The sequence below is a fragment of the Bradyrhizobium cytisi genome (genome assembly GCF_008123515.1).
In the GTDB taxonomy this organism is placed as follows: domain Bacteria; phylum Pseudomonadota; class Alphaproteobacteria; order Rhizobiales; family Xanthobacteraceae; genus Bradyrhizobium; species Bradyrhizobium cytisi.
Genome location: NZ_VSSR01000013.1, coordinates 199,762 through 213,213, shown reverse-complemented (window position 1 = coordinate 213,213; position 13,452 = coordinate 199,762). Strand labels below are relative to the sequence as shown.

9 protein-coding genes are annotated in these 13,452 nt (G+C 64.7%); all 9 read right to left on the bottom strand.

Translation table 11 applies throughout. The features are described 5' to 3' along the window. Nucleotides 1–2,688: a PAS domain S-box protein gene (locus tag FXB38_RS08250; protein ID WP_148750384.1), complete on the bottom strand. Its 2,688-nt coding sequence runs from the start codon at nt 2,686–2,688 to the stop codon at nt 1–3. A gap of 90 nt (nt 2,689–2,778) precedes the next feature. Next, nucleotides 2,779–3,693, bottom strand: coding sequence for a DMT family transporter (locus FXB38_RS08245; RefSeq protein ID WP_148750383.1), 915 nt, complete (start codon nt 3,691–3,693; stop codon nt 2,779–2,781). A gap of 78 nt (nt 3,694–3,771) precedes the next feature. Further along, nucleotides 3,772–4,566: an NUDIX hydrolase gene (locus FXB38_RS08240; RefSeq protein ID WP_148750382.1), complete on the bottom strand. Its 795-nt coding sequence runs from the start codon at nt 4,564–4,566 to the stop codon at nt 3,772–3,774. 4 nt (nt 4,567–4,570) lie between these two features. Next, entirely contained in the window at nt 4,571–5,524 is a 954-nt protein-coding gene (locus FXB38_RS08235) for a dihydrodipicolinate synthase family protein (protein WP_148750381.1), read from the bottom strand. A gap of 72 nt (nt 5,525–5,596) precedes the next feature. Next, nucleotides 5,597–6,475 (bottom strand): SDR family oxidoreductase, encoded by an 879-nt coding sequence (locus tag FXB38_RS08230; RefSeq protein ID WP_148750380.1) that lies wholly within the window; start codon nt 6,473–6,475, stop codon nt 5,597–5,599. 160 nt (nt 6,476–6,635) lie between these two features. Next, the gene (locus FXB38_RS08225) at nt 6,636–7,496 is read right to left on the bottom strand and encodes a MaoC family dehydratase (RefSeq protein WP_187434742.1); all 861 of its coding nucleotides are present in this window, start codon (nt 7,494–7,496) and stop codon (nt 6,636–6,638) included. 203 nt (nt 7,497–7,699) lie between these two features. Continuing rightward, nucleotides 7,700–8,089: a Zn-ribbon domain-containing OB-fold protein gene (locus FXB38_RS08220; RefSeq protein WP_148750378.1), complete on the bottom strand. Its 390-nt coding sequence runs from the start codon at nt 8,087–8,089 to the stop codon at nt 7,700–7,702. Beyond that, entirely contained in the window at nt 8,089–9,246 is a 1,158-nt protein-coding gene (locus tag FXB38_RS08215; protein WP_148750377.1) for a thiolase domain-containing protein, read from the bottom strand. Before FXB38_RS08215 ends, FXB38_RS08220 begins: the two co-directional genes overlap by 1 nt. A gap of 496 nt (nt 9,247–9,742) precedes the next feature. Beyond that, complete coding sequence (locus FXB38_RS08210; RefSeq protein ID WP_148750376.1) at nt 9,743–13,234, bottom strand: indolepyruvate ferredoxin oxidoreductase family protein; 3,492 nt, start codon at nt 13,232–13,234, stop codon at nt 9,743–9,745. Nucleotides 13,235–13,452: the final 218 nt, after the last annotated feature.

Here is a 13,452-nt window from a genome sequence, read left to right as displayed (position 1 = left end):
CTATTCCGCAGCCTGCTCGAGCGGTGCTGTGCGCGGCAGGATTATCTGGATGCGCGTCCCCTCGCCCGTCTCGGAATCGAGGTCGAGCCGCCCGCCGAGTCGGTTCGTCACGATGCTGTAGACGATGTGCAATCCGAGACCGGTGCCACCCTGGTCGCGCCGCGTCGTGAAGAACGGATCGAAGGCGCGGCGACGCACGTCGAGCGACATGCCGCAGCCATTGTCAGCGACGATGATCTCGACATTGTCCTTGCCGGACTCGCGCACCCGGATGTCGATGATCCCCGGACGTCCGTCCGGAAAGGCGTGCGCCACCGAATTCAGGAACAGATTCGTCAGCACCTGGCCGTACGGGCCGGGATAGCTGTTCATGGTGAGGTTGGGCTGGCACTCGACGTTGAGCGTCAGGTTCTGCTTGCGCAGGCCCGGGCGCAGGCTCATCACCACCTGCTCGGTGAGGTCGGCGAGATCGAAGCTGCGCTGGTCCGAATAGTTGCGGTCGGCCGCGACCTGCTTGAACGACTGGATCAGCTCGGCTGCGCGGTTGAGATTGGAGACGAGCTGCGAGGACGCGTCGCGGCTGGTGTTGAGATAGTCGTTCAGTGTCGAGCGGCGAAGCTCGCCGCGCTCGACCTCGGCGCTGAAGATCGCGGTCTTGCGTTCCAGCGCAGAGGCAACCGTGAGGCTGATGCCGACGGGATTGTTGACCTCATGCGCGACGCCGGCGACCAGGCGGCCGAGGGCCGCGAGCTTCTCCGCCTCGATCAGCGAGGCCTGGGTCTCGCGCAGATTGCGCAGCGCGGTCTCGGCGGCGTCCTTCGCCTTCCGCATCTCCTGCTCGCCACGCTTGCGCTCACCGATGTCGAGCGCCACGGTGACGATCCGCTCGATCTCGCCCTCGGCATCAAGCAGCGGCAGCTTGTTGACCAGCCATTGCCGCATGTTGCCGGAGGAATCCTTGTACTCCTCCTCGTAGAAGCCGAGACCTTTGCGGAAATTGAGCACGCGCTTGTCGTTCTCGTCGGTCTTGGCCGCGCCATAGCGCGACATCAGGTCCGCGGTGGTGCGACCGAGCGCGTCACCGGGCTCGATGCCGAAGATGCCGGCCATGTAGCGGTTCATCAGCACGTAACGCAGGTCGCGGTCCTTGACGTTGATGACGGCCGGCACGGTGTCGATGACCTGCTGGAGCAGGCGCCGGCCTTCGGCGATGGCGTCTTCCGCCCGCTTCTGGTCGGTGATGTCGCGCAGTGTGCCCTCGTAGCGGACGATCCTGCCCTGCTCATCCCGCACCCCGGTTGCGCTGTCGGAAAGCCAGAGAACATTGCCGCTGCGCTGGCGCACCTGATATTCGAACTCGCGCACCATGCCGTCGCGGTGCATCAGCCGCTGATACTCGACGCGCGCCTCGGGATCGACGTAGATGGTGTGGGCGATGTCGTTGATGCTGTCGATCAGGTGCTGCGGGCTGTCATAGCCCATCATCCGCGCCAGGGCCGGATTGGCGTTGAGGAGGTCGCCGGACGGCGTCGTCACGTAGATGCCGTCGACCGAACCCTCAAACAGTTTGCGATAGCTTTCCTCGGCCAGCCGCTGCTCGGTGAGCGCTCGCACGGCTGCCTCTCGTGCGGTGTCGGCTTCTTCCAACGCGCGACGGAACACCTCTGCCGCGCGTGCGATGTCGCCGATCTCGTTGTTGAGATCGGCCGACGGGATCGACGTATTCTTCTCGCCCGCCGCAAGGGCGCGAATGGAGCGCGCGATCTGGGCCAGCGGACGCACCGTCCGGCGCACCACGAAGCCCGCGGCGAGGATGCCGATCAACACACCCATGCTGCCGAGCACGATGCTCTGCCAGCGCGCCTCCGCAAGCGTCCGGGCGAAATCGCGCGACAGCACGTGGCCGCGGCGGTCGCTGACGTCACGGAGCAATTCGGTGACGCGGCCGATCAGCCGGCCCTCGGTTCCCAGCACCTCGCGGTCGATATCGGCGATCTGCCGTTCGCGGACAGCGACCGCGACGAGGGCATCGGCGTAATTGTTCACGGCCGCCTTCAGCCTGCTATCTGCGATGTCCATCGCCAACATGCCCTGCGCAGCCTGTTCGGCAGCGGACGGGTTGCGTGCGAGCAGCCCGAGCGCGATCCGGCTCTGCGCCTCCGACAGGCGGGCGGCGAGATCGCGGTCTCCACTTTCGGAGACTGCCGCATCGAACTGGTCGCGCAGCGGCGGCAGCCCGGCGAGCAACTGCGCTCGGCGATCGATCAGGGTCGAGATCCGCTCCAGCCCGCTGCGGTAAGTCGCTAGCCGCTCGGAGACGCCGTCGATCATGTCCTGCTGTTCAGGGGCAAGATCGATACGGGTCTTCTTGAGGATGTCGCTCAGGGTCGAGGCGGCCTCGCCCACCTGCTTGAACTGGATGCCGGCACCGGGATCGGTGACGAAGTCACGCGCGGCGAGCCGCAGGTCGTTCATGCGGCGGTCGATGTCTTCCGCCAGATCGCCGACGCTTTGCAGCCGCTGCAGCTCGGCGAAGGTGGCGTCGATATGCCGGATCGCGATCACGCTGGCGGTCGAGGTGACGATGATTACCGCCAGCACCAGAATGAAGCTGCCGAACGTCATCTGACCGATCGACAGCGAAAACGATCGATTCGGCGGCAGATTCGGTGGCGTTTCGACGGGCATTGGGGCGGAACCGGACTCCATACACCCCTAATATACGCTGTATCGCGGCTCCGGGGGAACATGCCTCCGACATTGGGAAGCAGTTGTTTTTCATGATGGTTTAGCAACAGCCGGGCGCCGGGCCGGGACCGTCATGGCGGCAACGCCGAGGACGACGCAGGCCAAGCCAATCCAGGCGGTCTGGCTCAGGGTTTCCTCCAGGAAGGCGACGCTGATGGCGACCCCGATCGGGACACGGAGATAGGCCTGGGCGGTGGTTCCGACCGAGCCGAGGGTCTGGATCAGGCGGAAGTAAATGGCGAACGCCGCTGCGGTCGAAAACACCGCCAGCGCGAGCAGCGCCAGGACCGAGCTCAGCGAGGGCGATAGTGTCCAGGGCGCTTCGAGCACGAGCGAGGCCGGGATCAGCACGGCCGCGCCCGCCAGCAGCGAGCCGGCCGCGGGCGCCAAGGGATCGAGGCCCTTGAAGCTCCGGCCGAAGATCGCAGCGCAAGCGTAGCAGATGGTGGCGGCAACGATCGCGGCTTCCGCGACGAGGCCGCTGCCGATGTCGTGGAGCGCATCGACGCCGACGATCAGCAGGATGCCGGCCATGCCGGCCACCACGCCGAACAGTTTTCGCGGGGTCGTGGCCTCATGGCGGGTGACGACCGCGGTGAGCAGGAAAGTGAAGATCGGGCCGGCCGAGTTGAGGATGGTAGCCAGCGCAGCATCGACATGGCGCTCGCCCCAAGCGATCAGCGTCCAGGGGATGACGCTGTTGAGCACGGCCTGGAACGCGAAGCGCTGCCAGGTCGCGACGTCCCTGGGAATCCTGATGCCCCTCGCCCACATGACGACGAGCAGCAGCAGGCCTGCGATCGTGGTGCGCGCGGCGATCAGCGTGACCGGCGGGATGGTGGCGACGCCAAGCTTGATGAAGGTGTAGGAGCCGCCCCAGAGCGTGGCGAGCACGATCAGCAGCGCCAGCTCGAAGGCGACATTTGTGTCCTGCCGGTTATCCATGGCGCGCTCCGTCCAGCTTTCAGTGGATGGAACATACAGCGGCCACAGGCGCAATAGTTCGTCGTACGTCGAACTGTGTCAGCCGACCGCGCCGACCTCGAACACTTCGCCGTCATAGCCGGCCTCGCGGGGGATGCGGAGCTGGCGGCCGCTCTCGGTCTTGGTCATGACCGGCATCACCGTGACGATCGACATACCCTTGGCATGATCTAGCGCGGCGCTCACGCTGCCTTGCTTGGCAAGCCGGATCAGGTTGCGCGTGGTCGGGAACGGCAGCTTGAAGCGGCCGCTCTCGCCGCCCTCGACAGCCTCGCGCGGCGAGACCCAGATCGAGTCGGTCGACTCCCGTCCGTCATGCGCGCCGAGCTGGTCGGGCGGTGCTGCCGCAAGAAAAAACCAGGTGTCGAAACGCTTCGGCATGCCCTCCGGCGTGATCCAGTGTGCGTACGGCACCAGCGTGTCGAGCGCGAGTTGGAGGCCATTGTCGGCCAGGATGCTCATGAAACTGATCTTGTGCTCGTTGAGCGCGACGCGATGCGCATCGGCGATCTCGCCGGCGCGCCTGGCATCAACGGGCGTGTTCGAGCCCTTCGACCGCGCCAGCAGGATACCGCTTTCCTCGAAGGTTTCGCGGATCGCGGCGATACGGAAGCCGCGATCGGATTCGCTCAGGCCCTCGCCGCCCGAGTAGAGGTCGGACCGCTTGACGATCTCCTGATCGCCGGCATCGACGCTGCCGCCGGGAAACACCAGCGCGCCCGAGTTGAACTCGATCTGATGATGGCGGACCATCATGAAGACCTCAACTTCCTTTGCTGCGTCGCGCAGCAGGAGGATCGTCGACGCGGGACGCGATGCTGATGTCTCGGGCATTCAACTAACCTGCGGCACTCGATTGCGGGCCGAGATTGGCGCGCTTGTCGACGCGGGCGACGCGCGACAGCAGGTAGTCGACCTCCGCCTTCGCCGCCGGCGTGATGGTCGCGCCGGGCTTGCGCTGGGCGCTGGAGGCGATGATGCCGCGCTTCTGCAGCACGTGCTTGCGCACGGCAAGGCCGGCACCCGGCTGCTGCTCGTAGCGGATAAGCGGCAGATGCGCGTCGAACAGATCATGCGCCGCATCGCGCTTGCCGGCCTTGGAGAGGTCCACGACGTCGATCAGAAGCTCGGGAAAGGCGTAGCCGGTCATGGCGCCGTCGGCGCCGCGCTCCATCTCGAAATCCAAAAAGAGACCGCCATTGCCGCAGAGGATCGAGAGCGGACGGAGCGAGCCGTCCTTCTGGAAATTGCGCAGGGTCGAGATCTTTTCGAGACCCGGCCAGTCCTCGTGCTTGAGCATCACACAGTTCGCATTGTCGGTGACGATCTTGCGGATCACGGCCGGCGTGAACACCACCTGCAAGGTCAGCGGATAGTCCTGGAGCACCCAGGGCACGTCGGGACCGATCGCCTCGGCCGCCTGCTTGTAATAGCCGATGATCTGGTCGTCGGTGCGGAGCGAGGGCGGCGGCGCGATCATGACGCCGGCGGCGCCTGCGTCCATCGAGGCCTTCGCCAGCGAGCGCATGGTGGCAAAGCCCGGCGCGGAGACGCCGACGATCACCTGCATTGTCTTGGCGCGCTTGACGAAGCGCACCGCCACCTGCTCGGCCTCGGCAGCATCGAGCTTCGGCGCCTCACCCAAAATGCCCAACACCGTGACGCCGTCGCAGCCGACCTCCTCGTAGAAATCGGTCAGGCGGTCGATCGAGCGCTCGTCGATCCTTCCGTCATCGTGGAACGGCGTCGGCGCGATTGCGAAGGTGCCCTTGGCGTCGGCGGTCAGTTTCATCGTCTTACCTTGTCTCTCTCTATTCGTCATTCCGGGATGGCCCGAAGGGACAGGCCCGGAATGACAGTGTGGCTAAAACCGCCGCGCACCCATCTTGATCTGCTCCTCGGAGAAGAAGATCTCCTTGGCATGATCGGCGATGTCCTGGGCGTTCCAGCCCGAGTGCGGCGGTTTCCAGCCTTCCATCTCCATCATCCGCATTTCGCGCACGCCGCGGGGCCCGGACACGCCCAGCACCTTGCCGGTCTGGTCGCCCGACAAGTCGCTGACCATGTATAGCACGGCCGGCGCGATGCCGTCCGGCCCCAGCGCCGCCGAGGGGTTCTCCTTATAGCGGGGCAGGTCTGCGGTCATGCGGGTCAGCGCGCCTGGGGCCAGCGTCCAGATCCGGATGTTGTATTTGCGGCCCTCGATCGCCAGCACATTGGACAGGCCCCAGATGCCGCCCTTGGCCGCGCCGTAATTGCTCTGGCCGAAATTACCGATCAATCCCGAGGTCGAGGAGGTGTTGACGATGACACCACCACCATTTTCCCGCATCCAGCGAAATACCGGCATGGTGCAACAGAAGGTGCCCTTCAGATGCACCTTGATGACCTTGTCCCAGTCGGACTCGCTAGCCTTGGCAAACGTCTGGTCGCGCAAGATGCCGGCATTGTTGACGAGGATGTCGGCGCGGCCGAAGTGCTTGATGGCGTCGTCGAACACCGACTGGCCGCCTTCCATGGTCGAGATGTCGGCACCATTCGCGACCGCCTTGCCGCCCTCCGCCTTGATCGCGTCCACCACGAGCTGCGCCATCGACTTGTCGGCGCCGGAGCCGTCGCGGGGCCCGCCGAGGTCGTTGACGACGATCGAGGCCCCTTCCCGCGCGAACAGCTTTGCATAGGCTTCACCGAGCCCCCCGCCCGCGCCGGTGATCAGCGCAACCTTGCCGTCGAGTAGTCCCATGGTGGCTTCTCCCTGCTTTTGTTGTTTTGTGTCCCGGACGCGATGCAGCGTGAAACGCTGTTTCGCAGCGCCGGGACCCAGTTCTTCCTTGGGCGGCTCTGGGCCCCGGCTCAGCAGCGCACCGCTGAAGGAACGCTGCGTCCGGGGCATGAGAGTCCCCCTAACCTAAGATCGTCTTGCCGTTTTTGATCACGGTGACACCGCGCGACTTCACCTTGGCTTCGAACGAGATCGTGTTGCCGTCCTTCCAGAGGTCCATGGTCACGGTCTCGCCGGGATACACCGGCGAGGAGAACCGCGCGACGTGCTGGCGGAACGCGCTGGCGTCGTAGTCGGCATAGGTCTGCAGCACGCCGCGGCAGGTGATGCCGTAGGTGCACATGCCGTGCAGGATCGGACGCGGGAAGCCGGCCTTCTTCGCAAACTCCGGATCAGAATGCAGCGGATTGCGGTCGCCGCAGAGGCGATAGATCAGCGCCTGGTCAGGGCGCGTGACGATGTCGATGGTCTTGTCGGGCGCGCGCGAGGGAATCCTGTGCGGATCTGGCTGGGTCAGGTTCGGACCGCCGAAGCCACCGTCGCCGCGGGCGAAGCGCGAGGCAACCAGCGTGGCGAGCTTCTCGCCCTTCTCGTTCTTCAGCACGGTCTGGTGGCTGATCACGACACCCTTGTCCTTGCCCTTATCGTAGACCTCGACCACGGAGGAATCGGCGGTGATGTTGGCGGCGACCGGCAGCGGCTGGTGGAAGGTGATGTCGCGCTCGCCGTCGACCACCATGACGCGGTTGAGATTCATCTCACCCGGGCCCGAGCCCCATGCGGCGACGGAGGCAAAGGTCGGCACTACTTTCAGCGGCCGCGGTGTCAACGTGCCTTCGTTGACGAAGGCGAGTTCGTTCTCGTCCATGGGATCAGCGCCGAGGCCGATGCCGTAAGCGTAGAGCATGACCTCGCGATCGCTGTAGCCATATTTCTGGCCGAGGTTTTTTAGGCCTTTGAGTTCTTCGTATCTGGCGGACATTTTGTTGTTTCCTCCCGGTATTCTTCTCAGCGAACAGCGGCGCTCGTTAATGTGCCCTCTCCCCTTGTGAGAGAGGGCCGCGAGAGCCGTGCGGCGAACTCGTTTGGGTGAGGGGTTGCCTCCACATCGAACAATCTGCGGAGCGATACCCCTCATCCGGCGCTTCGCGCCACCTTCCCCCACAAGGGGGGAAGGGAAGAATTTCAGGCCGGCGTGAAGAACGGTAGCGGGGCGCCGTCGGTCGGCTTGAACACCACCTTCACCTTCTGGCCGATCTTCAGCTTCTCAAGATCGCAGTCGACAAAATTGGTTTGCAACGACGGGCCCTCCTTCAGCGTGACGTAACCGATCGCATACGGACCGGTCGGCGACTTCCGCATCAGGCTCCAGGTGTAAATCGTGCCTTCGCCCGAGGCCTCTTCCCACACCGTCTTGTCGGAATAGCAGAACGGGCAGATCGAGCGCGGGAAGTAATGCGCTTCGCCGCAGGCCGTGCAGCGCTTGATCATGAACTTGCCGCGGCTGGCCGCGTCCCAGAACGCCGCGGTCTCGGGGTTCGTGACCGGGGCCGGGTATTTTTTTGCATCTACCATCACACGCGCTCCAGAATGGCCGTCGAGGCGGCGTGGCGAACGCCCAAAAGGCCGCCGGTGCCGTGGGCGATGGCGAGATCGCAATTCTTGACCTGCACTTTCGGATGCGCCTCGCCGCGCAGCTGCCGGACGGCCTCGATGACCTTGGTCATGCCGCCGCGGTTGACGGGATGGTTGCTGCAGAGGCCGCCGCCGTCGGTGTTGAACGGCAGCTTGCCGACGCCCGAGATCAGGTTGCCGTCGGCGACGAACTTGCCACCCTCGCCCTTCTTGCAGAAGCCGAGGTCCTCGAGCTGCATCAGCACCGTGATGGTGAAGCTGTCGTAGATGGAAGCGTATTTGATGTCCTTCGGCGTGATGCCGGCTTCCTCGAACGCGCGCGGGCCGGACCAGATGCCGGCGGAGTAGGTGAGATCGAGATCCTTGCCGCCGCGCGGACCCTTCATCGCCTCGCCATGGCCGATCAGCTTGACCAGCGGCTTCTTCAGGCTCTTGGCGATCTCCGGCGTCGTCACGATCAGCGCGCCGCCGCCGTCGGAGACGACGCAGCAATCCATGCGATGCAAGGGATCGGAGATCATCGGCGAGTTCAGCACGTCCTCGACGGTGACGACGTCCTTGAGCATCGCATGCGGATTGTATTGCGCATGATGCGAGGCCGCGACCTTGATCCAGGCGAGCTGCTCCGAGGTGGTGCCATAGTCGTGCATGTGACGCATGGCACACATGCCATAGGCATTGTGCGTGGTCGCGCCGTAAGCGGACTCGAAATCGGCTTCCGCGCCGGCCGCGCGCGGCGGCATCACGCCGGTCCGCGGCTTGCCGGCCAACGTGATCAGCGCGATCGAGCACTTGCCCGCCGCGATCGCCTCAGCCGCGTGGCCGAGATGGATGATGTAGGAACAGCCGCCGGTCTCGGTCGAGTCGACGTGGCGGAGCTTCTTGGTGTTGAGGCCGAGATAATCGACCATCGGCCAGGCACCGCCGGGCGCGTCGCCCGCGCAGAAATAGCCGTCGACATCGTCCTTACTGAGCCCGGCATCCTCGATCGCGCCCTTCGCGACCTCGGCGTGAAGCTGGGCAGTGGATTTGTCCGGCGCATGCCGGGTCGGGTGTTCGTAGATCCCGGCAATGTAGGCCTTGCCCTTGATGGTCAAAACAGAGGTCTCCGCTCGCGTTTCTTGTTGCTTCGTTTTTCTGAACCGCACTGGGCGGATTGGCAAGCGCGGAAATATTCCGTCGGGCGAGAGGGTAGCGGGTTGGCGCAATTCTCGCTGACGTCTCATGTCCCGGACGCGCTGCAACGCCTTAGCTTTGCTGCGCAGAGCCGGGACCCATGCCGCCCGCGCACATCGTTGCAACATGGGCCCCGGCTCTGCAGCGCACCGCTAAAGAAGCGCTGCGCTGCGTCCGGGGCACGAGAGCTTCGATCGGCCAAAACCCTAAAGGTGTTTTGCCCGACGGCACAAGCGATTTTCTTTTTATCGGAACAACCATATTGGTCGAAAACAACCCCATGCACAGTAGAACGGTGGTTGATTTCAAACAGGAAATCGTAGGGTGGGCAAAGCGAAGGTGCCCACCTCTTCAGACCGCAATGTTGGTGAGATGGTGGGCACGGCACTTTGCGCCTTTGCCCACCCTACGAAGCCCCTACTCCGCCGCGATCTGCCTCGGCGCCGGCGGCGGGTTCGCCAGGTCCGCGGCGAGCTGGGCGTAGCGGGCCTTGGCGTCCGCCACCGCCTTCTCCTTCACCGGACCGTAGCCGCGGATGCGGTCCGGCAGTGACAACAGCTCGACCGCGGTGTCGATCGTGAGCGGCGACAGCAGGCCGAGCACGGTGGCGACGTCCTTCTCGTAGCCTGTGATCAAATCGCGCTCGAGCTTGCGGTCGGCGCTGCGGCCGAAGATGTCGAGTGCCGTGCCGCGCAGGAACTTGAATTTTGCCAGCACGCGGAATGCCTTCAGCATCCACGGGCCGAAGGCACGCTTCTTCGGGCGGCCGAGCACGTCGACGCCGCGGCTGAGGATCGGCGGGGCCAGGTTGAAGCTGAACTTGAAGTCGCCCTCGAACTGGTCGCGGAGCTGTTTTTCGAAGGCGCCATCGGTGAAGAGCCGCGCGACCTCGTACTCGTCCTTGTAGGCGAGCAGCTTTGCGTAGTTGATCGCGACAGCACGCGGTAGCGCCTCGTCGTAGCCGCCCTGCTTGGCGGCGTCACTGACCTGATCGACCAGCTTGCGATAGCGCTTGGCCAGGCGGCCGTTCTGGTAGGCGGCGAGATGCTTGGCGCGATGCGCGATGACCTCGTCCAGCGTCATGGCATCCAACGTCTTGGGTGCCGCAACCTCGTCCGTCCCCTTCAGCATCTCGGCGAGGCGCGCGGGGTCCGCGATCGCGAGGCGGCCGAGGCGGAAGGCTTCCTTGTTCATCTTGATCGAGACGCCGTTGACCTCGATCGCCTGCTCGATCGCCTCCGCCGACAGCGGCAGCAGGCCCTTCTGATAGGCAAAGCCCATCATCATCATGTTGGTGGCGATGCTGTCACCCAGCAGCTGCTCGGCCGGCTTGGTGAAGTCGAAGAAGACGGAGTCCTTGTGTAGCGCCGTTTCCAAAAGTCCGTTCAGCTTGCGGGTCTGGAAGTTGAAGTCGCGGTTGAGGACGAAATCGGCGGTGGGAATGACGTGGCTGTTGATGATGCCGCGGGTGCGGGTGGTGTCGCAGAGCGAGATCGTATCCTTGGCGACCGCGACCACCTCGTCGGCGGCGAGCACGACGTCGGCGGTGCCGGTGACGATGCGCGAGCACGTCACTTCCGCCGGATGATCCGAGAGGCGGACGTGGCTGAGCACCGCGCCGCCCTTCTGTGCGAGGCCGGACATGTCGAGGATCATCGAGGCCTTGCCCTCGATATGCGCGGCCATGCCGAGCAGTGCGCCGATGGTGAGCACGCCGGTGCCGCCAACGCCGCCGACCGCGATGTTGTAGGGCTTGTCGAGCGTCGGGCGCGAGGCCGGCTCCGGCAGCGTGCCGATGTCAGCGAGCTCGGCCGGCGCGCGGTGGCGCGGCGCGCCGCCATCGATGGTGACGAAGGACGGGCAGAACCCCTTGAGGCATGAATAGTCCTTGTTGCAGGACGACTGGTTGATGGCGCGCTTGCGGCCGAACTCGGTCTCCAGCGGCTCGACCGAGATGCAGTTCGACTGCACCGAGCAGTCGCCGCAGCCCTCGCACACGGCCGGGTTGATCATGACGCGGCGCGCCGGATCCTCCATCAGGCCGCGCTTGCGGCGGCGGCGCTTCTCGGCGGCGCAGGTCTGCACGAAGACGATGGCCGAGGTGCCCTTGGAGTCCCGGCACATCTTCATGACGTTGTCGAGCTCGTCGCGGTGATACTTCTTCACGCCGGGTGCGATGGTGCCGGCCGGATAAGTGTCGGGCGCTTCCGAGACCAGATAGATCTCGCGAATGCCCTCGGCATGGAGCTGGAAGGTGATCTGCTGCGGCGAGAGATCGCCGTCATGACGCTGGCCGCCGGTCATGGCCACCGCATCGTTGTAGAGGATCTTGTAGGTGATGTTGGTCTTGGAGGCGACCGCCTGCCGGATGGCGAGAAGGCCCGAGTGGAAATAGGTGCCGTCGCCGAGGTTGGCGAAAATGTGGTTCTCGTTGGTGAAGGGCGCGATGCCGACCCACGGCACGCCCTCGCCGCCCATATGCGTAAAGGTCTCGGTCGAGCGGTCCATCCACAGCGCCATGAAGTGGCAGCCGATGCCGGCTAGCGCGCGGCTGCCTTCGGGGACTTTCGTCGATGTGTTGTGGGGACAGCCGGAGCAGAAGTAGGGAGTGCGGGAGACAGGCGCTGTCGCCTGCATCTGGGTGGCCTGGCGGCCATTGAACCAGTCGGCCTTGGCGCGGAGCATCTCCGCGATTTCAGGATTGAGATTAAGTCGAAGGAGACGTTCGGTGAGCGAGGTCGCAAGCGAGGCGACGCTGAGCTCGGCCGAGAAGGTCAGGAAGCGCTTGTCGTGCTCGTCCATCTTGCCGACGATGCGCGGACGGACGTCATCGCGCCAGTTGAACAGCTCCTGCTTGACCTGGTTCTCGACGATCTCGCGCCGTTCCTCGACGATGAAGATCTCCTCGAGCCCGACCGCGAATTGCCGCACCCCTTCCGGCTCCAGCGGCCAGGGCATGCCGATCTTGTAGAGGCGAAGACCGATCCTGGCGGCGACCTGCTCGGTAATCCCGAGCTCGCGCAGCGCCTGGCGGACGTCCTCGTAGCTCTTGCCCGAGGCCATGATGCCGAAGCGGGCGTTCGGCGAATCCATGGTGACGCGGTTGACCTTGTTGGCGCGCGCAAAGGCGATCGCGGCAAAGCCCTTGTAATCCTGCAGGCGCCGGTCCTGCTCGAAACGGTCGTCGGGCCAGCGCAGATTGAGCCCGCCGGGCGGCAGCTCGAAATCGGGTGGGATGATGAAAGGCTTCATCTCGTCGGTGAGGTCGATCTCGGCGGTGGTCTCCACCGTCTCGGTGATCACCTTCATGCCGACCCAGCAGCCCGAATAGCGTGACATCGCGATGCCGAGCAGGCCCATCTCGATCATCTCGTGGATGCTCGAGGGATAGAGATACGGCATCAGCGCCGAGATGAAGGCGTGGTCGGACTGATGCGGGACGGTGGAGGATTTTGCGCCGTGGTCGTCGCCGGCGAGGCACAGCACGCCGCCGTTCTTGGCGGAGCCGGCCGCGTTGCCGTGGCGAAACACGTCGCCGCTGCGATCGACGCCGGGGCCCTTGCCGTACCAGATGCCGACGACACCGTCGTATTTGGCACCGGGCGAGAGGTTGAGCTGCTGCGAGCCCCAGACGGCGGTGGCCGCCAGATCTTCGTTCACGCCGGGCTGGAACTTGATGTTGTACTGCTCGAGATGCTTTCGCGCCGCGAAGAGCTGCTGGTCGTAGCCGCCGAGCGGCGAGCCGCGGTAGCCGGAGATGAAGCCCGCGGTGTTCAGGCCAGCGGCACGGTCGCGACGGATCTGGGCCATGGGCAGGCGGACCAGCGCCTGGATGCCCGTCGTGAAGATATGGCCGGTGTCCTGGGTGTATTTTTGATCGAGACTGATCGGACCCTGGTTGATGCCCATGTTGTCCTCTTTGCCGCCCTGCTCAGGCCTTGCTCATTAAGCCGTTGCCTGCCCGTCGTTTTTAGCTAGGGCGCGCCGACCACCGCCGCCACTCTATGTCGGATATTTGACGCGGCGCATCACAAATCTGGGCCTTCGGCGACGACGGGAAAAAAACGCAATTTCGTGGCCGGAAAGGCATGGCGATTTTCAGTTTGTGTCACCATGGCCCGGCGTCG